The 23,244-nt window shown below is 43.1% G+C and carries 20 protein-coding genes; 2 read left to right on the forward strand and 18 right to left on the reverse strand.

Translation table 11 applies throughout. The features are described from left to right. The 6 genes from ACWXWT_RS09670 to ACWXWT_RS09695 form a co-directional block, all read right to left on the reverse strand. Window positions 1-4,700, reverse strand: a 4,700-nt coding sequence (locus ACWXWT_RS09670; protein ID WP_456041376.1) for a beta strand repeat-containing protein, incomplete at its 3' end; no start/stop codon positions are given. Window positions 4,701-4,908: 208 nt separating this feature from the next. Continuing rightward, entirely contained in the window at window positions 4,909-5,523 is a 615-nt protein-coding gene (locus ACWXWT_RS09675) for a phage tail protein (protein WP_456041377.1), read from the reverse strand. A gap of 305 nt (window positions 5,524-5,828) precedes the next feature. After that, complete coding sequence (locus ACWXWT_RS09680) at window positions 5,829-6,323, reverse strand: GNAT family N-acetyltransferase (protein ID WP_456041378.1); 495 nt, start codon at window positions 6,321-6,323, stop codon at window positions 5,829-5,831. Further along, complete coding sequence (locus tag ACWXWT_RS09685) at window positions 6,323-7,627, reverse strand: hypothetical protein (protein ID WP_456041379.1); 1,305 nt, start codon at window positions 7,625-7,627, stop codon at window positions 6,323-6,325. The genes ACWXWT_RS09680 and ACWXWT_RS09685 overlap by 1 nt, the downstream gene beginning before the upstream one ends. Next, complete coding sequence (locus tag ACWXWT_RS09690; protein ID WP_456041380.1) at window positions 7,624-9,657, reverse strand: phytanoyl-CoA dioxygenase family protein; 2,034 nt, start codon at window positions 9,655-9,657, stop codon at window positions 7,624-7,626. The genes ACWXWT_RS09685 and ACWXWT_RS09690 overlap by 4 nt, the downstream gene beginning before the upstream one ends. Next, complete coding sequence (locus ACWXWT_RS09695) at window positions 9,635-10,222, reverse strand: aspartyl/asparaginyl beta-hydroxylase domain-containing protein (RefSeq protein WP_456041381.1); 588 nt, start codon at window positions 10,220-10,222, stop codon at window positions 9,635-9,637. The genes ACWXWT_RS09690 and ACWXWT_RS09695 overlap by 23 nt, the downstream gene beginning before the upstream one ends. A 102-nt stretch (window positions 10,223-10,324) precedes the next feature. Here ACWXWT_RS09695 and yrfG point away from each other — a divergent pair, with 102 nt between their 5' ends. Then, window positions 10,325-11,014 carry a GMP/IMP nucleotidase gene (gene yrfG / locus ACWXWT_RS09700; RefSeq protein WP_456041382.1) on the forward strand — a complete coding sequence of 230 codons (690 nt, stop codon included), beginning with the start codon at window positions 10,325-10,327 and terminating at the stop codon, window positions 11,012-11,014. 40 nt (window positions 11,015-11,054) lie between these two features. Here the strand turns inward: yrfG and ACWXWT_RS09705 are convergent, their stop codons facing one another. From ACWXWT_RS09705 to gspC, 12 genes are all read right to left on the reverse strand, one after another. Beyond that, a complete protein-coding gene (locus tag ACWXWT_RS09705) occupies window positions 11,055-11,816 on the reverse strand; it encodes a type II secretion system protein N (protein WP_456041383.1) in 762 nt (253 codons plus the stop codon). Window positions 11,817-11,825: 9 nt separating this feature from the next. Then, window positions 11,826-12,302: a type II secretion system protein M gene (locus tag ACWXWT_RS09710; RefSeq protein WP_456041384.1), complete on the reverse strand. Its 477-nt coding sequence runs from the start codon at window positions 12,300-12,302 to the stop codon at window positions 11,826-11,828. Between the two features lies 1 nt (window position 12,303). Next, the gene (gene gspL, locus ACWXWT_RS09715) at window positions 12,304-13,509 is read right to left on the reverse strand and encodes a type II secretion system protein GspL (protein ID WP_456041385.1); all 1,206 of its coding nucleotides are present in this window, start codon (window positions 13,507-13,509) and stop codon (window positions 12,304-12,306) included. 50 nt (window positions 13,510-13,559) lie between these two features. Further along, a complete protein-coding gene (gspK, locus tag ACWXWT_RS09720) occupies window positions 13,560-14,546 on the reverse strand; it encodes a type II secretion system minor pseudopilin GspK (protein ID WP_456041386.1) in 987 nt (328 codons plus the stop codon). Then, the gene (gene gspJ, locus ACWXWT_RS09725; RefSeq protein ID WP_456041387.1) at window positions 14,546-15,190 is read right to left on the reverse strand and encodes a type II secretion system minor pseudopilin GspJ; all 645 of its coding nucleotides are present in this window, start codon (window positions 15,188-15,190) and stop codon (window positions 14,546-14,548) included. The genes gspK and gspJ overlap by 1 nt, the downstream gene beginning before the upstream one ends. Beyond that, on the reverse strand, window positions 15,171-15,578 hold the full coding sequence (gene gspI / locus ACWXWT_RS09730; protein WP_456041403.1) for a type II secretion system minor pseudopilin GspI: 408 nt from the start codon (window positions 15,576-15,578) through the stop codon (window positions 15,171-15,173). Before gspI ends, gspJ begins: the two co-directional genes overlap by 20 nt. A gap of 22 nt (window positions 15,579-15,600) precedes the next feature. Beyond that, a complete protein-coding gene (gene gspH / locus ACWXWT_RS09735; RefSeq protein WP_456041388.1) occupies window positions 15,601-16,173 on the reverse strand; it encodes a type II secretion system minor pseudopilin GspH in 573 nt (190 codons plus the stop codon). 1 nt (window position 16,174) lies between these two features. Next, window positions 16,175-16,609 carry a type II secretion system major pseudopilin GspG gene (gene gspG / locus ACWXWT_RS09740; RefSeq protein WP_456041389.1) on the reverse strand — a complete coding sequence of 145 codons (435 nt, stop codon included), beginning with the start codon at window positions 16,607-16,609 and terminating at the stop codon, window positions 16,175-16,177. 98 nt (window positions 16,610-16,707) lie between these two features. After that, complete coding sequence (gspF, locus tag ACWXWT_RS09745; protein ID WP_456041390.1) at window positions 16,708-17,940, reverse strand: type II secretion system inner membrane protein GspF; 1,233 nt, start codon at window positions 17,938-17,940, stop codon at window positions 16,708-16,710. A gap of 3 nt (window positions 17,941-17,943) precedes the next feature. After that, complete coding sequence (gene gspE, locus ACWXWT_RS09750; RefSeq protein WP_456041404.1) at window positions 17,944-19,488, reverse strand: type II secretion system ATPase GspE; 1,545 nt, start codon at window positions 19,486-19,488, stop codon at window positions 17,944-17,946. Window positions 19,489-19,495: 7 nt separating this feature from the next. Beyond that, the gene (gene gspD / locus ACWXWT_RS09755) at window positions 19,496-21,625 is read right to left on the reverse strand and encodes a type II secretion system secretin GspD (protein WP_456041391.1); all 2,130 of its coding nucleotides are present in this window, start codon (window positions 21,623-21,625) and stop codon (window positions 19,496-19,498) included. A 24-nt stretch (window positions 21,626-21,649) separates the two neighbouring features. After that, on the reverse strand, window positions 21,650-22,564 hold the full coding sequence (gspC, locus tag ACWXWT_RS09760) for a type II secretion system protein GspC (protein WP_456041392.1): 915 nt from the start codon (window positions 22,562-22,564) through the stop codon (window positions 21,650-21,652). A 264-nt stretch (window positions 22,565-22,828) separates the two neighbouring features. Here gspC and hslR point away from each other — a divergent pair, with 264 nt between their 5' ends. Beyond that, the gene (gene hslR, locus ACWXWT_RS09765) at window positions 22,829-23,227 is read left to right on the forward strand and encodes a ribosome-associated heat shock protein Hsp15 (RefSeq protein WP_456041393.1); all 399 of its coding nucleotides are present in this window, start codon (window positions 22,829-22,831) and stop codon (window positions 23,225-23,227) included. Window positions 23,228-23,244: the final 17 nt, after the last annotated feature.

Here is a 23,244-nt window from a genome sequence, read left to right on the forward strand (position 1 = left end):
ACGTTGATGGTACAACTTCCCGTCGCATTAAAACTCACCACGCCTGCACTTGTGATGGTACACACGCCGGTGGTGGATGAGGTAAACACTGGTGTTAACCCTGAGCTAGCACTTGCCGTTAAGGTTGCAATAGTGCCAAAAGAATGACCTCCAGGATGGTCAAAAGTAATCGTTTGAAGCTTATTAGGTGTAGCAATATTAGATGTGGCCGATACAGCACTCGTCCCCAAAGAATTTGTCGCAGTGACATTAAAGGTATAAGCCGTTCCATTGGTTAGGCCGGTTACCGTTAATGGAGACGCTGTACCCGCAACAGTTATATTGCCTGGGCTTGAGGTTACTGTATAACCGGTGATCTGTTCGCCACCCGTATCACTAGGAGGGGTAAAACTCACGAGCACTTCTGTATCACCAGCAGTAGCAATACCGATAGTTGGCGGATATGGTGCAGACCGAACATCGATGTTATTAAACGCGGATGTAATAGTGATTGAAGGATCTGCACCAGCAGCCCAATCTTCTGCTGCTGCTAAATTATAAAGAGAATTATCAATAGCACGAGAACCAGACTTATTGATAATAGTGTTAACCACAGCCTTATCAGTCACACTCAATTGTAGCGAAAAAGCATTGGAATCTGTTACATCAATATTCGGTGTGTCGGTAAGGGTATAGCGAGTGCCACCTTGCCCTTTAAAGGTAAACTTATTGGCGATCACATCGTTTAAACCACCGTCCTGGAATTGAGCTACTCCCGTCGCCTGAACATCTAACACTCCTGTCATAGGGTTATAGCTAACGTTAGTAATTGTAGGTGTAGCCACATTACTCACCGTTATATTGGTTAATGAGTCTGCAACATTCACAACAGGATCTGCTCCTGCAGCCCAATCCTCACTCGCACTAAAATTATAATGTAAGCCGCTGGTAGAAATGGTTCCATTTTTATTCAATCGGGTATTTACAATATCCTTGTCTGCACTGCTTAATGTAAATGTAAAGCTTGTGTTTGAGGTGATATCAACATTCGGGATTGATATCACGGCAAGGCTTTCGCCATATATGCTGATTTTACTCGCGGCAATATCATTGTTGCTACCCGCCAACTTCACAAATCCAGTCCCAGTGGCAATAAACACGCCCGTGTTGGCGTCATAGGTAACACTGTCGATAGTGGGAACTGAGACATTACTAACGGCTACAGCATTGATTTGGTCGGGATAATTAGTGCTATTAATACCATTCCACCCACCAGCTACGGCCAGATTGTATGTTGTACCACCGGTTGAACTCACACCGTCTTTGTTAAAAATGGCTTCAATTTGAGCGCTATCAGTAGTATTTAACGAAACAGCAAAAGCACTACTATTTACGATTTCGACATCATTACTTGTTAGGGCATAAGTTTCCCCACCTTCACCAGTCAAAGTTAACTTACTGACATCTATATCATTTACTGCACCGGCAATACCAACAAAGTCAGTTCCTGTAACGTTAAGTAAATGAAGACTATTGTCATAAGTGGCACCACTGATAACCGCAGCATTCACAGTGAAAGTCTGGCTCACTTGAGGTGCGGCTAAGTAACTTCCATTACCGGCTTGGTTAACGTTAATCGTACAGCTCCCAGCGGTAATAAAGGTAAGGCTACCGCCAGTGGTAACGGTACAGACACTCGCAGTCGATGATGTAAACACGGGGGTTAAGCCTGAGCTTGCACTTGCGGTTAACGCTGGCGTAGAACCAAGGCTTTGCGCGCCGGGATTAGTAAACGTAATAGTTTGTGCCGATTTAGGCGTCACGCTGTTGGAGCCACTTGATGCTGCACTGATACCTGCTGAGTTTGTGGCAGTGACACTAAAAGTATACGCTGTGCCATTAGAGAGTCCCATCACAGTCAATGGTGACCCAACGCCTGAGGACGTTATTCCACTCGGGCTTGATGTTACCGTATAAGCCGTTATCGCCGCGCCGCCATTACTCGCTGGGGCGCTGAAGCTAACACTCACTTGGGTATCGCCTGCAGTAGCGGTTCCAATACTCGGCGCGCCAGCAACCACGGCATTAACAGAGAAGCTTTGACTCACTTGAGTCGCTGGAGAATAAGCTGCACTCCCCGCCTGATCTGCATTAATAATACAAGTACCAGAGGTAACTAAAGCCAAGGCTCCGCCACTGCTCACTGTACACACACCAGTGGTTGATGACGTAAACACCGGTGTTAACCCTGAACTGGCAGTCGCCGTTAATGTTGGGCTGGAACCAAAATTTTGTGCACCAGGATTGCTAAACGTGATGGTTTGCGACGCCTTGGGCGTGACGCTATTGGATGCGCTAGAAGCCACACTAGTGCCCGTAGAGTTAGTAGCCGTAATGGTAAAAGAATAATCCACACCATTGGTTAATCCAGCCACAGTGATAGGCGACCCCATACCAGTACCCGTGAGACCACCAGGGCTAGAAGTCGCGGTATAACTTGTAATTGCAGAGCCACCAGTGAAAGCTGGAGCAGTAAAACTAACGGATGCCTGAGTATCACCCGCGCTTGCACTCGCCGCTGTAGGTGCTCCTGGTACTACCGCATTAACACTGAACGAACGACTGACGGTTGCCGCAGCCAAATAACTACTATTACCTGACTGATCTGCATCAATGGTACACGTACCGGTTGTCACAAACGTTAACGCGCCGCCACTGGTGATAGTACATACGCCAGTAGTGGATGAGGTAAAAGTAGGTGTAAGCCCAGAAGTTGAGCTTGCTGATAATATAGGGGTAGTGCCAAAGTTTTGCGCCCCAGGGTTAGCAAATGTTATGGCTTGTGATGCTTGGGGTGTCACACTATTGGAAGCACTTGATGCTGCACTTGTGCCGACGCTATTTGTTGCTGTTACACTAAAAGTGTAAGCCGTTCCGTTGGTTAGACCTGTTATAGCAATAGGCGAGCCAGCTCCCGTTGCCGTCACCCCTCCTGGGCTAGACGTTACGGTATAAGCTGTTATCGCCGCGCCGCCATTATTAGCTGGAGCACTGAAACTAACGCTCGCTGTGGCGTTTGATGGTGTGGCTGAGCCTATTGTTGGAGCATCGGGCACGGTTGGAATATACACTGTATGACTTGTACCGCTGGTATAAGAAGCAGGCCCAATATTACCCGCAGTATCTGTGATATCGGTAGCGCCATTTAGATTGACCTTAATCGAGCCATTGCCACTAATACTCACCACACTAACCGTGACACTACTACCACTACTGGCAGATACACTGGCAATGGTACCTACGGCACTACCCGTTACGCTAAGCGCAAAATCATCACTTGAAAGATTACTGACAGACTCACTAAAATTCACCGTAAAATCTACACTAGCATCTGTTGATGATGCCCCCCCGCTAGGAGCTGTGCTGGTAACAGAAGGAGTGATACCATCCACCTCCAGGTCTTTATTGCTACCTAAAGAGCCAGCTCCTCCTGGTGATGCTAAGGTTAACGCAGCACTATTACCCGCAGAATTCAAAATAGTCCCACTATTTAGGGCTAGCGAGCTGGTTGCTACATAATCTAAATCACTTGAATTATCACCAGTTTGAATAGTATAACTAAACGTCAAAACGCTGCTACCGCTGCCACTGACGTAGTCAACGATCCTATCTGTGGAGCCTGTTTCTAACGTTAATTGTGGGGTGCCAGTTACAGTAACCGCTTCACTGAAATTGACTTGTACGCTAATAGCATCACCAATTTTATAGGTCCCATTGGCTGTACTCGCCGTAACACTCGACACTGTAGGAACGACACCATCGATCACTAAACTTTTATTTGCGCCAAGAGAATTTGCCCCTCCTGGCGAAGGTAGAGTAAGGGTGGCATTATTACTCGACGCATCACTAATAGTGCCACCGTTTAACGCCAACGAATTAGTAGCAACGTAGTCAAGGTCAGCACTATTATCCCCCGCTTGCACCGTATAACTAAACGTCAGCACACTCGTTCCACTACCACTGGAATAATCAACGCCCCTATCTGTGGTGCCTGTTTCTAGCGTTAATTGTGGGGTACCAATTACAGTAACCGCTTCACTGAAATTAACTTGTACACTAATAACATCACCTACCTTATAAGTCCCATTGGCAGTACTTGATGTTATTGAGGTAATTTCTGGTGAGGTAATATCAGGAATGATGATGTTATTAATTGAGTGGCCTGTCGCTGTTTGATTACCTCGATACCCTCCTGCAGAAATGTATAGCCTGACTTCATCGACATTATCAAAAGTACTATCTAAAGTAACATTTTGCGGATTGTATCCTGAATCATAAGCCTCAAAATCCATAGTTGCGACTTCACCACTGTCACGATAACCTTTCACCGTTACGGTTGTACTGGTTGTCTCAGCCCAGTTGTAATAACCAAATCCATTTATCTGGAACTCACTCCCATCACTGGACTTAATGGCCATCCCTTTGGTTTCTATAAAACCATTCCCAGTCAAACCGGAAAAATTACCATTATTGCCTAAATCAATAGCGGACATCCATGAAATACCCCCATAATTACCACCTGCCTCATCGGTAATATTTAGCACCTGTATTGTAATCGAGGGAATATCCGTTGAACCTCCCTCCCCATCTTCGGCTATACCATCAGTCCATGCACCGTCACTGGTAAAAGTGAGTGTTGTCTCCGCCGCCAGAGCCGGCATACAACATAAACCCAAAACCAACCAAAGCAGCAGACATTTTTTGAGGAGTATATTTTTCATTTTAATTTTAATCCATTACCGAATGATGAAGAGCCAGTGAGATGGAAATAACAAACAGAATTTATGTTAAAGCACTGTATGATTTCTATTCCCAAATGTCTTAGAGGCATCGCCATAATGCCCTATCTATTATCGAACCAATCTTCAATTAATTACGAGCTGGGTAAATACCTTCCGTTGCAATTATAAAATTAATGCCTAAAGAAGGATCTCGTATTGGTAATGGCTGACTGCCACCAGTTGGCTGCACAGTAACATTGACATCTACCGTTGTATTGATAGTTTCTGGGTTAGCAAGTGTCACTGGATCGGTTAATTGATCTGACCAAATAGCGGCAGAAGGTGGGCCGCCGGCAACAGAAGCACCTAAAACATTATTGGTTGCGGAAGGGGTCGCCGATGCATTAGAACCAGTGGCTGCTACTTGTAATTCACCAGTGCTTGTAGCCGCGGCAGTCGTGGTCACACTATGGGTGTGTACAGGCATTTGAGTGCTATGAATGGTTTCATATTCGCGGCCTAACACTTCCCCTTGTGCAATAGGTGATAAGCCAGGACCATGCCCCGCACCAACAGGGCTACGACCGCATAAATCTGGCAGTCCAAAGGTAGTCGTACCATTACCACCGTAGGTCGTACCCAACAGCGAAAACAATGCAGTATTTTGTGCAATAGGTAAGAGTTGGCCTTTACAAAAAGCCCATCCACGAGGGGCATACGAAAAGCCCGCCATGCGAATTTCTCCAATAAATGGCTCTGACATTATTTCTCTCCTTAGATTATTGACAATTAAGCTAATTAACCTTGCTTGTTTTAAACGTCAGGATTTCTGATATGTAAAGCGCAAAACGAGTTACCTAGATTGACGATATCAAGTTTCTTGCTGTGTACTGCCTACCACCTGTGCAAACAATGACAATGGTACAAACGATATAAGCTTAGTAAAAAACAATATTTCAACCAACATATAACAAAAAATATACATTAGATTTCATTAACAATAAAGTAGAGCCTCATCAACAAACCTTCTGTTAGTCTTCTTTCTGCTAATCTGACTCGTAATATTATTCATTTATATGCTTGCCATTGCATACTTTCATGAGTCTCTGTCACGCCTTGCAGCGTAAAACCTTGTTGAAGATAAAGCGCTTTCGCTCTTGGATTATCCCGCGCGACAGCCAAACGAATAGGCACTTTCTGCACCTTGGCATCATGTTTAAGAGCATCTAACACAGCTGAACCAAAGCCTTTACTGCGCGCCGCTGGAGCGAGCACCAAATCAACAAGGTGCAAACATTCTGGATTAATCGCTAAGGTCAGCTTACCAATCACTTGAGCTTGGCAGCATAGGATATAATCCCTTGAACTAGGAAACTGGCTTTTATAGGACATTTGTTGCAGTTGATATTGCTGTTGCAATATCAAATCCACTGCAGCTTGGGGTAAACCAAGCTGATAGAAATCGCTGCGGGTAGCATAAAACAGCTCTGCCATGATAAATACGTCATCGTCACTAGCGGGGCGTACACTGAGGTTCAATAGTGGGTTTAGCTGACTTAACATTAACGATCTCCAACAGAAGACAAAGTGAGTAATTGCTTATGGTGATTTAATAATGCATGCCACATGGCTTTCGACGATGGATGAATTGTCACAGGTTGGTTTATATCGGCAGGTTTGAATGCCTGCCCTTGATGTTTTGCGTCAAATTGCCAATGCACTCGCCAACGTTCTAGCTCATATTCTTGTAGCGGCCAGGCTAGAAGAGTCGCCAAGCTGACAGGCTTTTGTTTTTGTAGATACTGGTAATCCAGTAAGATCACACGGCCAGTTTGTAATAAATCTTGGGTCAATTGCGCTAAATGCATCAAAACACCAAGGCTATACTGCTCTTGAGTTGGCTTAGTTAATGCCATCAACAAAACATCGTCGTGCCATTTAGGGGAAATTAAGTGTGCAGCTTGGACCATATGCCGACCTAAAAGGCGTGAATGAGATGCCAAAATAGCTTGCGGTTCTCGCATTAAACATAGCACGCGACTCTTGGGGTAAAGTGCAAGCAGCATCGGCCAAAATGCTAAATCCCATGCGTTCCATTTCACGACGAGTTTGTTTATCACATCAGCGCTAGCCGATGAGGAATGAACAATTGAGCTACTGTTGACTGCACTATTGCGCTGACAATCTCGGTTCTGTTGCCTAAATTGCCCTTGTAACCTTAAACACAAATCCACTAATTGTGGCTTGAGTACTTCAGGCCAATCGGTGTCATGAATCACCTCACTACAAAAAACAGGTTCAGAGAGCACCAAACAGTTATCTAACTGAGCAAAACTGCCAGAGACTAAAGTGGAACCACAACGTGACCAATGAAAAATCATTAAATCAGGAGAAACTTCAGGCACACTCTCACGCTGAGCAAGCAGAGGCTTAAATAAGGTTACAGGTTTAATGAAAGTGGCCAATAGACTACGATTAGCATCACTTAAGCTGTCTTCTAAAAAAGGTTTTGTCAACGAACAAAAGGCAGGTAACCAACTCACGGTTTTACTGGTTTTATCGTAACGATTGGGCATCCAACATTGACTAAAACGCGCTAGATCTGGCGTAAAATCGCTTTGTTGTCCAGCAATAAAAGCCAGCATTTGTTCAACATTCAGATTGGGCCACTGAAGATACTGCGCCATTAATGCAACAAATTGCGCAATGCTATTAGCCTGATACAAATTGATTAACTGTTTATTGTTGTGCAGTAGTTGCCAGTACATCGCTTGAGGCTGTCGATTGAGCGGTGAAGATAGATTACCTGTTGAATCGTGTGTTGACTCAACACGCTGCAACGGGCTTAGCGTTTGTAATTGTTTCATGATGCAGACGTCTGAGCGATTTCTGCTGGATAGAAATTAACATACTGCACCATACGTGGTAACGCCGCTCTATTAGGGCTAGCACCATGTGGTAACGCGTGGTGCCAAATAATTAAATCCCCCGCTTTTGCAGCAATAGCCTTAACAGGCCATTGTGACCAAACTTGCTGTTGTAGCTCATCGTCGGTTTTATCTTGGCTTGTAAGCCAATCGTCTATTTGCAAATGAAAACCAGGCACACAACAAAATGCCCCTTGATCAATGCTGGTATCGGTTAAATAAATTAACCCTTGTGTGCCAAAGTTAACGGGTGATGTCAGTGGTAAATCCCAATGCATATTTGGCCCAGGAAAACGCCACATGGCCGTTTCTGGCGGATTAAAACTCACTCTATCGGTACTCATAACAAGATCAGTTTGCTGCCATAGCTGTTCAAATACTTGGCGGATAAACGGTGTTTGTCGATTGGTATCGAGTAGTGGATGACGAAACAATTGCAACATGATTTTTTGCATTAATGCTTGAGGCTGATACCACGTTTGAGGATCATCCTCTGTCGCGTTCAATTGTTGCCAAATTAATGCTTGAGTTGCCGTGCATTGTTGCGTCGATAATACTTGAGGAATAATTAAATAGCCTTCTCGATGCCAAAAGTCGAGTTGTGATTGGTTTAACACCTTAGTTGGATTAGCATGACGATTCGATAAAGACAGTTGCAATCCCCTATGCAAAATATCTGCTATATCTTGATTAATGCTTGTTATATCTTCCGAAGTTAGCTTGGTTGAATGTTGAATAAAAGTGACAAACTCCTGAACGTTATCATATTGATATAAGGCTTTCATTCCTGGTTCTAAACCGATACCACAAAGATTTAACACCGCATGGTCTAAGTGCCATTCATGCTTCCATTCAGGTAGGGACTGACCGCGTTTATCTAACTGTGCTTTTTGCCATAGGCGCTGCAAATGATAAACCCCTAAACAACTCATATCTTTACTCGACACTAGCTCATTTTTTTGCTCTGCAAAGTCAAAAACAAAATCAGGATTTTCATCCTGTTTGTATTGAAAACTCAAACGAGATTGTGGTTTAAGCCAGAGCTGACGCTGATACCTAGGCAAAGTAAGTTGAGACTGATTTTCGCTCAACTTATGCTCACCATAAACTTGAATGGCCGTCGTTAATTTTAGGCTAACCTGTTTCGGGGGGAAGTCAGGAAGCCGTAAGTCACCCGCCAACAAGCTACGATCACCGCTAGCCAACATGCGCGCAGTTTGCAGGTTAAGTGCAAATAAAGGCCCTAAATAATGTGCCTCTGTGAGGTTACCTACAGACCGACACTCAAGCCAAGCATCAAGCTCAATATTATGCGGGATCAATGTTCCATTCTCGGCAAGAAATGCTTGTAGATGACTAAAAATCTGTACCTGCGGTTCCTGCTGCAACAAATGCTTCATGGTTTCAGAAACGATTAAGTCAAACTTTTGTATTTTTACGGGTTGCCAACACGTCGCATCGGCACATATCCATTCTGCTATGCGGTCTGTTAAGCCAAAGTGAGCAAGCAGATGTGCAACTTTATCTAACGACGTTGGGTGAATATCAAGCAAAGTCACTTGGATCTGCTTAGCAGAAAAGAGTGGCAAAAGAGGCAATAATAACCAAGCAAAAGGGCCTGTACCTGCATATAAAATGTGTACAGGACGCAGTGAGTTTGCAACTAACTTGTCTTGAATGGCTTTATAAATACCCTGAATAAACACACGCCCTCTCTCAGGGTCTTCGGCGCACTGAGCAGCGGTAATAAGCGATACGGCTTTACCATAGGTCGTATAACTCGCTTCTGAATCTAAAAATGACTCTGGATGTAATTCAACATCCGTAAATTGACACAATTGAGTCAGCATGGGGTCAATAAGCTGTTTAGCCTCGCCAGCGGTTTTAGCCAATAGCAAGGCGTTGGTAAATATAATAAGACGCTCTTGGCTAAAATGTGCCGCGTGTTTAGGGGGTAATTTTTGCTGCATTGATTAGTTCCTTTAACCAAGTATTGGCGGCGCAATCAATCACCAGATTAATTCTTGCCTCTGTTCCATGGTTCTCAACGCTGTGTATTTGGTCTGCATTCATATACCAAAGTTCACCAGCAACCATAGGTACTAATTGATCATTCACCATAAAATGCAATTTATCATTAGTTTGTAAAGACAAATGTAGCCGGGCTTCATCTTGTTCTATGCTCAGACCAATATCCCTGTGGGGTTTTATTTTCGAGTGAGGCTGTAGCCGCATTAAACGCACTGATTTCACTGTACAGGCAAGTGAATCGAGCAGATTGACGATTCCAGGACAAGTATCGAGTATGGGTAAATCACGCCATTGAGTATCCATTTGAATGGCAAAAGCTTGTAAAATAGGATGGGCAGTTTGATGCGCTACCGCGCAACGTAATGGCATTACATCCCAATGGCCTTGATAATCTAGTTTATTCACATGGGGTAACCATGCATTTTCAGGTAAGGTATCAACCTCTTGCCGTAATTGTTCAATATTATTGATTTTCGCTAACAGAGCAAATGAACATATATGCATATCAAAATGGTGCCATAAATGTTAAAAACTAACTTCAAGGCTAGTATAAATAGAGATAACCACAAGTGATTGCTATGTTTTTTTTCTGTAAAGGATTAATTGATGTTTGATTGGAATGCCATAGACACAGTGTTGCTTGATATGGATGGTACGTTATTAGATTTGCACTTTGATAACCACTTTTGGTTACATCTTGTGCCACAACAATTAAGTATGCAACGCCAGATAAGCTTGGATGAAGCCAATACACTTGTCAGACAAGCTTATTACGATGTGGTCGGCACCTTAGATTGGTATTGTCTTGATTACTGGCAACGCTATTTACAACTCGATATTTTGGCGCTACACCATGCATCGGCAGACAGAATTAAACTTCGCCAAGACAGCATGCCTTTTTTACAGGCATTGGCTGGGGCAAGTAAACAACGTATTTTATTTACCAATGCCCACCCCCAAAGTTTAGCGCTTAAATTAACTCACACCAATTTAGCCCATGGATTAGACGATATATTATCGAGTCATGAGAGCGGTTACCCCAAAGAACATCCGCAATTTTGGCAGTATGCATTTGATAAATTTAGTTTAGATCCTACTCGATGCTTATTTATAGACGACAGTGAAGTGATTTTGGCTGCTTCAAAAAAAGCTGGCGTAGGTTATCAGCTCGGGATTAAAAATCCCGATAGCCAAAAGCCACATGTTGAATTCACCCACTTTTTGGCCATTACGGATTACAAACCGCTATCATTGGCACTGCAAACCATACAGCAACCTGATATAACAACGCCTTGATAGTGGTATCAAGGCGTTAATTAGTTACAAATCGTTAGCTTTACAGCCCAGGAACGACACCTTGATAATTGATAGGGTAATATCCTTGGCTGTCTTGTCGGCCTAAAAATGATAATGACTCACGTAAATCTTTAGGTTGATCATCAGTCGGCTTAATTTTAGCGCTAACCTTAACCAAGTTTGACTCCCCTAAAATAGCGGTTCCCGTTAAGCCTAATGCATTTTGGGTTTCATCGGTGGCGATTTGCAGTTGCCCATCAAGACAACTGAGCCCTAAAGCGATATTACCTAACGGGTAAACACCATATTGATTTTTAACGTTAGTATTATTTAAAAACAATTTGCCATTTAATTGCTCACACCATGGTTGACCTTGCTTTAACACTTCAAGCATTAGACTTACATCGCCATCAATGTGGGTATTAAAAGGTAAGCGAGCACCTTCTAATAAAAAGCTATCGGGCAGATCAATACGGATATTTTTTGCACTCACCCCAGACAATGACCAACTAATACTGCCTTTTCCATTTACGGGGGTAGCACGATTACCGACGTTGATATCGATATTAGCTTTACCAGTCAATAGTCCCCACGGACTTAATTGCCAACTAACCTGTTCTACTTGACGTTGATTAACCGTAATTAACGCCGCTTTGCCTTGCCAAAGGGTACCTTCAGCACCACTGATAGCCACATTGTTAGGTAAAGGGGCAATACTGACTAACCAATTTGCAGGTAAATAGATTAGTAAGAACATTATGTAAACTATGACGCCAATGACAATTTTTGAAAATAAACTCACAAAAAATCCTTATTGAGAAAGCTGAATACGTCTTACTTTTACAAAGCCAGCAACGTCTGATTCGGTTAGGTCTACGCTATCTAGCGTTAAGCCTTTTTGTACAACTAAGTCGTGTAAATAACCCAACAGTGAATCAAATGGTACGTCATCCATCCATAGCTGGATTTTATCGCCTTGCGGCTGCATACGGGTGATCTCTAATTTATATTGTCCTGCCGTTTGGTTAACCACTGCACTTAAGCTACCACGGACTTTAGCTTGCGCGCCCGCTTGTTTCAGGCCAGCTATTTTGTTGGCAGTTTGTTTAACATAATTTAACATTTTTTGGGCGGCAGCATTGTTACGTTCAGCGGTGTCTTGTGCATTTGCTATCGGTGTCCAAATCCCCCAATAAACAATGCCAATAACTAATACCGCGGCACAAAAACCAACAAGTTGCTGCTCTCTTGTGGCCAAACTCTGCCACCAACTACGCATGTTTCCCATGTTATTTGATCCTTAACGTCAGCGTACTAGTAACACTTTCTTCGCCACTGTTCATTGCACCACCCTCGATGAGGTAGTCTTTATTGACAAGCTCTTTAAACTTTTCGATTTGACCATAGGTTTTTGCTGTGACTTGCATACGTAACTCATTACGATTTGCTTCATAACGTAAGGTGTTTGGTTTAAGTTCTGGCACCTTAGTAAATGCAGGTTTTAAACCATCGAGTATTTCAAAAAATATCGCGCCACCACCTTGGCCCTGCATGCTGCGCAAAACACTGTCCATTTGTGAGCGCATATTTACAATGCGGTTTACACCCGGAACGGCTTGTTTAAAAATCATTTCACTTTGCGCTTGCAGCTCAGCGGTATGGTTATTGAGTTGATGAATGGCTAAACCTTTATTTACCAGAGCTAACACAATCGCAATTACCACTACAATGGCAGTATTTTTCCAGGTGAGTAATTGCTTACTGTATTCATATTGTGGCTTATAAGCTCCACTTAGCAAATTGATGGGGGCGTGCAAAATGCCTTTTGCTAATACCATCATCGGCAAGTCTAGTGGCTTGTTGTTAATATCTACGCCTTCAAATGCAATATCATCACTGTAACTTGCTACGCTAATAGATTCGTCGTCATTGGGTTGTGCCGCTGTGAGTAACTGCGGCAGTGCAAATGCAGACCATGCTTTAGGTAAACTAACGCCACCGCCTTCTGAGGTTCTGATTAAATATTCACCGCCGACACTCATTGCCGCCCAACGACATTGCTCTAACGGCAATGCTAAACAATCAGGTACAATACGCTTCACTTTTAAACCAGCATGATGAAGCCATTCAAGCCATGTTTGCATTTGTTCATGTGCCACAGCAGCCACATTGAGTTGTTCGCCTTCACGAGGGCCAACAACAAAATGCATTTTGTCTACATCTGTAGCTAATGACTCCTCTAACATGTATGGCAATGCTTTTAATGCTTGGCGTTGACCTTTTTCGGGTAACATTATTTGTGTCAATGTCATATTGGCCGCGGGCACAAGTACATCAACGGGGCGATTACCCGCACGTTCAGCTAATGTGCTAAGGCTCGCAGCATCAGATAACTCACCCGACGCGATAATTTCTTGCTCTTGCTCAGACCATACCAGCCATGAACATGGGTGTTCTGATGTTTTTCCTAACCGGATAAATAGCCGTTCAGACACTGTTATTCTCCACCAATTTCAATACGCATTGTTACGCAATGAATTTGTTATTATTGTTGGCCACCGTATTGACGGGTGAGCACATCTATATTTTTACCATTGCGCTTAAGGACGCTTTCCATTCGAAATATTGCGTTATCAACCTTAGCCCCAGCTTTCAATAAAAAATACTGGCTATCGACCACAAAACTAGACTTTACATCGGCCTCCAGTTTTATGCCACTAAGTGACGAACCTTCCCAAAACTCTTCAATTTTTTCATATCCATCGGCGGGGCGATTGTTAATAATATTTTCGGCTTCGCTGACTGATATTTTATTTTCTAGCATTCCGGCAAGTAAAGCAGCTTGCTCCACCTTAATGGTATTGACATTTAATAACTGGCTGTCTTCGCCGGGTATTGCACATACATAAGGTAAAATGTTCATATATACATCTTGGTTAAACCCTAGCACAGCCCGTAATTCACTGCGATGCTGCATCAATGTATTAGCAGCACGATACGGTACGTTACGCGACTCATATTCAGCATCTTCAGCACCAAATGGGCCAGACAAAGTATCTTCGTCAATGTAATCTTTAAGCAAATAGGTAAGCTGCTCCGCGCCAAAATCATCTACCCCTATGCTGATCAGCAACGATTGAAACTGCTGGGCTGAAACTGTCATTTTAGGCTGGCCGTTATCGGTTTCTTTTGAGGCTTGTCCGACTGCATTGACATTAAAACAAGCCCGCATATCTTGGATTTCACCGACAATTTCACCATATTCGGCCGGAAAAGCGACATTGGCTAACGCCCAATATTGTTGTAAATGTATCGTTCCTTCAGAGTCTTCAAAGTCTTGCTTAAGTACTTTCATTGCGAGCTCTTCTGCAGAAAGAGCGTACCAATAGGCCTGTTCATACTGAGCCAAGTTAAGCGTTCGTCGCATTGAAAGCTGGTTACGACTGCTAATATTGGTCGCGATAATCACTACCATAGCAACAATTAACATCACTACGATTAGTGCTACACCGCGTTGTTTTTGGCCACCCATTATGAGTCTTTTCCATCATCGACTGCTTTGGCTAGAGCACCTTTAGGCAATAAAAAACGACGCTGAATTTTACCCAAACCTTCTAACTCTATTTCCATCGCAATCCCTTTTGGCATTACGGTTCCATCAACTTGTTTCTGCCACTTGTCATCCATATAAAATGAATACTCAATTGATAATACATGTTCAATAACAACACTTTTTAATGGCTCTGCACCGGAAACAGGCTCCGGGTAAGGAAAATACCAACGTTCGAGTCGGCCATTTTGAACCACATAGGCGACCGACTGTAAACTGCCTCTGGGTAACATGCCATCTGGGTTTAACCAGCCTAAACGGTAAAACACTAGAGCCTCAGTTTCTGAGTCGAGAATATTATCTCCGGCCTGAAAAAAACGGCTGCCGCGCTCACCTTCAAATGAGCGAGGACTACGCGCTACCATTTGGCCCAAATCGCGTTCTATTGCGCCAAAGCCTTGTTGTAGTGACTTAAGTCGATCAGCAAATGCTTTGGTGACTTCATCATTTTTCATCACTGTCGATAATACAGAATTAGCAGCTATACCAAGCATGGCAAAAATCGCAATCGCGATAAGCATTTCAAGTAAGGTAAAACCTGTCGTTTTAGGTTTTGTTGTGCACATAACTGCTTACCTGAGCCACAATACGCTTAAATTTATCATCGTCACTGACGCTAATACGGATCATTCTAAATTTATCATCGGTGGTTTTAATCACCTCTTGGCGCCAATACCATTCGCGCCCCGCCAGCTCTGATTGGCCTGTTTTTTGGCCTATATCGGGAAATGTACCAGGTAGTCGCACATCGACCATTTGGTTACTGGCTACCCATTGGGCTAATGTTCGTTCTTCTAAAATGGGCATATTTGCCATTTGCTCGCTTAAACTTTTGGTGACAGATACCGCTGCAACAGAAAATACAGCTAAAGCAACAATCACTTCAAGTAAAGTCATGCCAGCATTTTTAGCACGCACGCTGTTACCACATAAGCTATGAATACGTGATGACATAGAACGTCTAATTGATGTGGGTTTACTCATCTACACGCCCTAACGTTAAACGGCCTAATGCATCACCCACAACCAGTACATTGACTGGCTGACGATCGTCATTCATTGTATTAAAATTCAATTCAAATGGTGTCATTTCACCACTTGGAAACAACAATATTTGCGGTTCCGGATGTTTCTTTTTGTCTTCTTCACTTTGTTCGTCGATAAAAAGTTCGTCAAACCAAGATTCATCCTGTTCGTCTTCTTGTACTAATGGCATACCATCGATCACAATATCTAGCCTAATGTCGTCATCCATTTTTGTAGCCGACAATAGGCGATCTTGTTCAACAGGAAGCCATTTACCTTCTTTGTAAACCACAAACTGATATTGTTCTTCGTCAATCACAATGCCAATAAACTGACCGCTTAATACACTTTCATCAAGTACCATTTCTGTCGTTGATATAAAACGTTGCGCCTGCTTTTTTAGCACTTTTTCTGGCCCAGCCACACTAATAGACAAGGTTACCGCCGAGGCAACCATCCCCATTAACAATGCGACCAGTAACACTTCTAATAAAGTGAACCCTGCTTGACGCTGTAGAGTCATCTTATTGGAAGTCTTGTAAATTCCAGCTACCTACATCATCTTCAGTACCCGGCTGTCCGTCGGGGCCTGCGCTAAAAATATCGATTTTGCCATTTTCACCAGGGCTTAGTAGTAAATAGTCATTGCGCCATGGGTCTTGTGGTAGACGTTTAACATAACCATCTTCTCGGTAATTACGCGGCTCTGGTGACGAGCTAGGTTTTTGTACCAATGCATCAAGGCCTTGTTCTGTTGTTGGATAAATACCATTTTCTAACTTATACATATCCAATGCATTTTCTAACGCTACAATATCGGATACCGCTTTTTGTAGGTCGGCTTTATCTTTATTCCCCATAAGATTTGGGACAACCATTGACGCTAAAATACCTAAAATAACAATCACTACCATGACTTCAAGCAAGGTGAAACCACGTTGTTTTCTATTATGTTGCATTGATTATTTCCTCTAAAAATTGTCTATATGTTCTGGTATCACATTGGGTATCGTTCCAGCTAATGGTTGGCTGAAAAATCTATACACAAGTAAAAATGTTAGCCGCTAATCAAGTTATTTAATTCTAAAATTGGTTGTAAAATTGCCATTACAATAAACAATACAACCGAAGCCATACTCACCACCAGCATGGGTTCAAAAACGCCTAAGGCAATATTGACGTTCGACTCAAACTCTCGGTCTTGGTTATCTGCGGCGCGCTCGAGCATATTCTCTAACTGACCACTTTTTTCTCCCGATGCAATCATATACAACATCATTGCTGGGAATAACTTAGTATTAGTCAACGCAGTGCCCAAACTCGTTCCCTCCCGGACTCGGGCGGTCGCTTCATCCACTGCTGCGCGCACTTTTACATTTTGCAACACTTCACTGGCAATACGCATTCCATCAAGTAACGGTACTGAACTAGCCGATAGAATACTTAATGTACGCGCAAAGCGAGCAGTATTGAGCCCTTTACTGACCTTTCCAATGACTGGCATTTGCAAAAGCGCTGTATCATATTTCATTCGCATCCGTGGGTTGGTCAACATACGCTGAAACAACACAATACCAGCAAAGATAAGCAGTACGACCACAATGCCCCAATGCTGTACAAAATCAGAGGCGAAGATCAAAAATTGAGTTGTGCCAGGTAATTCTTGGCCCATATGTTCAAATTGGCCAACGACTTTTGGCACTACTGCTGCAAGTAAAACGGCAATAACACCAATGGCAACTACGGTTAATACGATCGGATAAATCATTGCTTGAGTTAGCTTAGACTTAAGTTGTTGGCGGCGTTCTGTGTAATCGGCTAATCGATTAAGCACGACTTCTAAATGGCCTGATTTTTCACCCGATGCCACCATTGAACGGTATAGATCATCAAATACATGAGGGAATTCGGCCATTGAGTCGGCTAAGCTGTAACCTTCGACAACCCGAGAGCGAACGGCCATTATCATATTACCAAGACGGGCCTTTTCTGACTGCTGACCTACCGCTTTTAAGGTTTCTTCTATCGGTAAGCCCGCGGCCACCAAAGTGGCAATTTGTCGGGTGATCAACGCGAGTTCAGCAACTGAGATTCGTTTTTTAAACAAATTAGCGAGATTAAATCCACCACGTTGTGAATTGGCTTCTTTCTCACTAACAGGTTGGAGTTCAAGTGGCATAAGGCGCTGCTCACGCAGTTGGCTTCGGGCGTGACGCGCGGTATCGGCTTCAATCACACCTTTTTGTTGTTTGCCTTTATGATCAAGGGCTTTGTATTCAAACGCCGCCATTGGTTATTCCTCGCGGGTTACGCGTAATACTTCTTCTAACGTTGTGACACCCGCAAGCACTTTACTCATGCCATCATGGCGAATACTGGGAATCGATTTACGCACGTATTTCTCAATCGCTAATTCGCCCCGACCACCATGAATAAGTTCACGAACATTGTCATCAACAATCAATAATTCATGAATACCCGTTCGGCCACGGTAACCGTTATTACCACACGCTTTACAGCCTTTAGCGCGATAAATAATCCGCGTATCATTGGCGGTAATCCCCAGTAATTCACGTTCACGCTCGTCGGGGTCGTGTGCTTCTTTACATTGCAGACAAAGTGTACGAATTAAACGCTGGGCTAATACTCCCAGTAAGCTTGAAGACACCAAAAAGGGTTCTACGCCCATATCTTGCAGACGGGTAATCGCACCAGATGCTGTATTGGTGTGTAACGTTGAAATAACTAAATGGCCTGTCAAAGAAGCCTGAACGGCAATATGTGCGGTTTCTAAATCTCGAATCTCACCAATCATAACAACATCGGGATCTTGACGTAAAATAGCGCGTAAACCACGAGCAAAAGTCATATCCACTTTGGTATTAACTTGTGTCTGGCCAATGCCTTCTAATTCATATTCAATCGGATCTTCTACCGTTAGAATATTAGTATCTTTTGAGTTAATTTCAGTTAGCCCAGCATAAAGGGTTGTACTTTTACCTGAGCCCGTTGGGCCAGTGACTAAGATAATCCCATGAGGCTTACGAATTAATTCATCAAATTTGTCGCGAATACCAGGTGTCATACCCAACTGTTGTAAGTCTAAATTACCGGTATTTTTATCCAGCAAACGCATGACGACACGCTCACCATGGCTTGATGGCATGGTCGATACACGAACGTCAACAGCACGGCCTGCAATGCGGAGCGAAATACGCCCATCTTGTGGCAGGCGCTTTTCGGCAATGTCTAAACGTGCCATTACCTTTATGCGTGACACTAATAAAGATGACAACTTACGATTCGGCTTTAACACTTCTTTTAAGACGCCATCGATACGAAAACGAACAATAAGTTGTTTTTCGTAGGTTTCGACGTGAATATCTGATGCCTCTTCTTTAATGGCTTCTGACAATAAGGCATTAATTAATTTAATAATGGGGGCGTCATCATCACCCTCAAGTAAGTCTTCCGTTTGAGGCAATTCGTCAGCAAGTGTAAATAGATCCATTTCATTGCCAATATCCTCCATAAGTTGTTGTGCTTCTGAAGAATTGGCTTGGTACACTTGAGTGAGTTTAGCCTCAAACTTACCTACCTCTAATTTTATTAAAGGTAGCTCAACTCCCGCATAACGCCGCACTTCTAACATGGCATTAAGCGGCGTATTGTCGGTGTAAAATAAACACAGCTGTTCGTTCTCTTTGGCTAAAACCAATTGAAAACGATGCGAAAATGCAAATGGTAAGCGCTCTTTACTGTTGGAGTGAAAAACCTCATCACCTTCGACAACTTCCATAGCAAGGTCACTTGATACTTGGGCTAATGGCTCTGTCATCACGCTATCAGTCATTGTTTTGAGCCCTGTCCTTTTGCATGCTTTTATCGATAGTGCGCAAGGCCGGATCTGAATCTCGCATGTCAGTACTCAGGCCTTTACCGCTTTTATAACGATCAAGCATGTCATTCACTTCATCTGGTAAATACGCTTCTTGGCTCCACTCTTCTAACACAGGAACTTGGGTATTGGGCATCAAATTAATTCCACGATCTTGTTGTTCAAGCTGCAACGCACGGAAATAATTGTATTTACGGCCAGCAATCCCCTCCATTGTCATCCCATCACGAATAATGGTGGGTTTAATGAAAATCATCAAATTCTTCTTCGTTTTCTTACTAGAAGAAGACTTGAATAAATGGCCAAGGAAAGGAATGTCACCAAGAATAGGGACTTTTTGAATGCTTTCTTGCACCTCTTCGTTGATTAAGCCACCCAGCACCACAATTTGACCTGAGTCAGCCATCACCGTGGTCGTTAAACGACGAGTAGAGAAACTGATGTCGACACCAGTGTTACCATTAACACCTGACACTTCTTGTTCAATCGTTAATTTAACAGATGAACCTTCGTTGATTTGCGGTACCACTTTTAACTTAACCCCAACCTCTTTACGCTCCACCGTTTGAAATGGATTATCATTGTTAGAGCTTGAGGTTGAACCGGTAATAATCGGCACTTCGTCGCCGACAATAAACGAGGCTTCTTGGTTATCTAGTGTGGTAATAGACGGTGTTGCTAGTACGTTTGAATTTGTATCACTCGACACAGCTTGGATCAACGCGGCAAAGTTACCTGTGGTCACGCCCCACGCCATACCATTCACTTTCCCTAATGCTTGCGCGATCAAGGTATAGTCACCGTCTGAAGTTGGATTAGTTGTTGTAACCGGATTACCATTACCATCAATAGTCTTCACGCTAGTGCCATCCTCTTCTCGAGCAGCCCAGACACCCGCACCAACCTCACCAATGGTTGGGCCAATGTTGTTAAACTGCGTTAAGCCACCCGCTTCGCTACCCCATTGCACTCCAAAACCAACGTTATCGCCTTCAGCGATTTCAACAATAATGGCTTCAACGAGCACTTGAGCTCGACGAATATCAAGCTGATTAATGACGCTTTCAATGGTACGCAGTTGATCTGGCTCAGCACTAATGACCAATGAATTAGTGTCGCTGTGGGCCATAATATTGATATCATTACGGCGCTTACTTGACCCCTGTTGAGAACTCGCGCCATCCTTACCTTCTTGTAAGTTTTGTGCAAAACCCGTTAACACTTCAACTAAATCTTCCGCTTTGGCATAGCGCAAATAACGGACTTTGGTGTTACCAGTGCTCGCCTGTTCAGCATCAAGACGTTGAATTAATTCAACCACGCGCTGACGACTTTTCTCATCGCCACTAACAATAACTGCATTCATGCGTTCATCGGCAACCACCTTTGGCGACTGACCAGGCAGTTGAGATTGATTAGCACTTGAACGGTATAAAGTGTCAACAATTCGTACAATTTCACCTGCTGAAGCATAATCTAATGACACGACCTCTACTGCGGTATCACCTTGTTTATCGACTCGGCGAACAATCTCTACCAGTTTGTTCACTACTGCTGCACGGCCTGAAATCATCAATACGTTAGCTTGGTCATAATTAACGACGTTACCGCCACCCGCATTATCATTTAACTGGCGTAGTAACGGTGCCAATTGCTTGGCTTCAGAATTATACAAAGGCACCACTCGAGTCACCATTTCATCACCTAAACCAGGTGTTTTATCATCGGCAACACGAATCGCTGAGGTTTTAGCGTCTTTGTCTTTAATCACTTTAATGACATGGTTTTCCATTTCAACCACGGCATAACCATATACTTGGAGCACATTAAGGAAGAATTGGTAATATTGATCATCATTTAATAAATCGTAGCTACGGACATTAATTTTTCCCCGTACTGTTGGATCTACAATAATGGTTTTATTGAGGTTTTTACCGACAATATTAATAAACTCTTGAATGTCTGTGCCTTTAAAGTTGGCGGCATATTGTTCCGACCAAGCACTCGGTGCCGCTATCATTGCAGCGCCCACTAACATTCCAGCAATAATCTTATGTCGGATCCCTTTATTATTCATTCTACTCAATCCTCTAACGCCAAATTACTCTGGCAAACTAAACATGATTTCGACCAACTGCCCTTCACGCTCAACCATGACAGCCATTTCGGTGAGCTCAGGCAATTGTGCCATCACTTCTAATGCCTGACCCATATCGGTCAGATCAAATCCATTTATTGATTTAGCTAAATCATTAGCTTGAAAACCAGCTTGCTTAAACAACGTAATATCTTTACCGGGGTTTAAACGATAACCCGATAATTCATCACCATTTCGAACAGGAGAAATAGCCAAAAAGTCAGTAATTTTACTTGGATCAGCTAACAGCTCATCACGAGAGTTAGATAACTCTTCTGAAAAACGTTGGTTATCACGACGATCAACTCGAGTGACCTGTTGGTCGACCTTTGCTTGTTGTAACTGCGAGTTAGCTTCACCTTGGGTGGTATATTTTAATCCATCAAGCATTAAGGTTTCATAACGACCACTGTTACTGATAATAATGCGGTCAGCATAAACCTCTTTTAATGAAGCCGAAGTGCCTTTAATTTTATCGCCTAAACTATAGGTTGCTTGTTGCCCACTCGACTCAATAATCGCTAACCCTTGAGACTCGTTTGTTGATGCCACAACACCAGTTAACTGGATAGATAAGTTTGTTTTAGGTGCATCGGTAATCTGTTCTACAACTTCGGCTTTAGGTTGATTGCTATTGTTATTTACACTGCCAAAAAGTAATAGATTACGTACACCAGCAAGCTCGATACGCTTAGCAGTGCCTGCTGAAATAGGGGAAGGTTGCCAAACCGCAGATTGCGATGAAACTGGCATCAACTTCCATGTAATTTGTGCTGCTAATAACAGTACTATGATCAGACCAAACCAAAACACAATAATACTCAATAGCTTATGTGGTATTTTTGCCGCGTTGTTGATCAATTTATCTAATAAATCCATATGTTATGGGACCCTCTATACGTCTTGGGTACAGGTCTCTGTTCTAATTGTTAAAAAAAAGCAATAAAAGGTGAATAGCGGTCATGCTAACCCACACAAGATAAAGCAACAACCCCAGAGCATATCGATTGGCGAAACTTCACCAAATATGCTAACTTTGCGGCCATAAAAAAGCCGTCATAGTGGCCTTTATTGCAATAATACGCACATTGTATGGCAGTTAGGTTACTCAGTCTGTGAAATCATCCCTGTTTTGGAGGTCATTTGACTCACTCTACGCCAGAAAAAAGCATTATTCGGCTCGACAAATGGCTATGGGTGGCGCGTTTTTATAAAACTCGCGCAATCGCAAAAGACATGATTAATGGCGGTAAAGTACATTACAACGGCCAACGGACTAAATCCAGCAAGAATGCTGAAGTAGGTGCAAAAATTCGCCTTCGCCAAGGTCATGATGATAGGGAAATCATCATCATTCAACTTTCTAGCCATAGACAAAGCGCGAGTGTCGCGCAAACCCTATACGAAGAAACACCTGAAAGCATTAGCAAACGAATTAGCAATGCTGAAGCCCGACGACTGAATATTTTGAATAATCCGGCCCCTGAACATAAACCGGATAAAAAACAACGACGACAGATTATGCGCTTTAAAGATTACTAAGCGCCCAAAAAGTAAGA

Source organism: Shewanella sp. A22 (assembly GCF_053850585.1).

What these genes read in the sequence shown, in the direction of transcription:
- gspI (WP_456041403.1), bottom strand. Translation starts at nt 15,578, where the DNA reads ATGTCATCACGTATTCATAGCTTATGTGGTAACAGCGTGCGTGCTAAA.
- gspH (WP_456041388.1), bottom strand. Translation starts at nt 16,173, where the DNA reads ATGACTCTACAGCGTCAAGCAGGGTTCACTTTATTAGAAGTGTTACTG.
- gspD (WP_456041391.1), bottom strand. Translation starts at nt 21,625, where the DNA reads ATGAATAATAAAGGGATCCGACATAAGATTATTGCTGGAATGTTAGTG.
- gspF (WP_456041390.1), bottom strand. Translation starts at nt 17,940, where the DNA reads ATGGCGGCGTTTGAATACAAAGCCCTTGATCATAAAGGCAAACAACAA.
- ACWXWT_RS09710 (WP_456041384.1), bottom strand. Translation starts at nt 12,302, where the DNA reads ATGGGAAACATGCGTAGTTGGTGGCAGAGTTTGGCCACAAGAGAGCAG.
- gspK (WP_456041386.1), bottom strand. Translation starts at nt 14,546, where the DNA reads ATGGGTGGCCAAAAACAACGCGGTGTAGCACTAATCGTAGTGATGTTA.
- yrfG (WP_456041382.1), top strand. Translation starts at nt 10,325, where the DNA reads ATGTTTGATTGGAATGCCATAGACACAGTGTTGCTTGATATGGATGGT.
- gspJ (WP_456041387.1), bottom strand. Translation starts at nt 15,190, where the DNA reads ATGTGCACAACAAAACCTAAAACGACAGGTTTTACCTTACTTGAAATG.
- ACWXWT_RS09695 (WP_456041381.1), bottom strand. Translation starts at nt 10,222, where the DNA reads ATGCATATATGTTCATTTGCTCTGTTAGCGAAAATCAATAATATTGAA.
- ACWXWT_RS09685 (WP_456041379.1), bottom strand. Translation starts at nt 7,627, where the DNA reads ATGAAACAATTACAAACGCTAAGCCCGTTGCAGCGTGTTGAGTCAACA.
- ACWXWT_RS09690 (WP_456041380.1), bottom strand. Translation starts at nt 9,657, where the DNA reads ATGCAGCAAAAATTACCCCCTAAACACGCGGCACATTTTAGCCAAGAG.
- gspE (WP_456041404.1), bottom strand. Translation starts at nt 19,488, where the DNA reads ATGACAGAGCCATTAGCCCAAGTATCAAGTGACCTTGCTATGGAAGTT.
- ACWXWT_RS09675 (WP_456041377.1), bottom strand. Translation starts at nt 5,523, where the DNA reads ATGTCAGAGCCATTTATTGGAGAAATTCGCATGGCGGGCTTTTCGTAT.
- gspG (WP_456041389.1), bottom strand. Translation starts at nt 16,609, where the DNA reads ATGCAACATAATAGAAAACAACGTGGTTTCACCTTGCTTGAAGTCATG.
- gspC (WP_456041392.1), bottom strand. Translation starts at nt 22,564, where the DNA reads ATGGATTTATTAGATAAATTGATCAACAACGCGGCAAAAATACCACAT.
- ACWXWT_RS09680 (WP_456041378.1), bottom strand. Translation starts at nt 6,323, where the DNA reads ATGTTAAGTCAGCTAAACCCACTATTGAACCTCAGTGTACGCCCCGCT.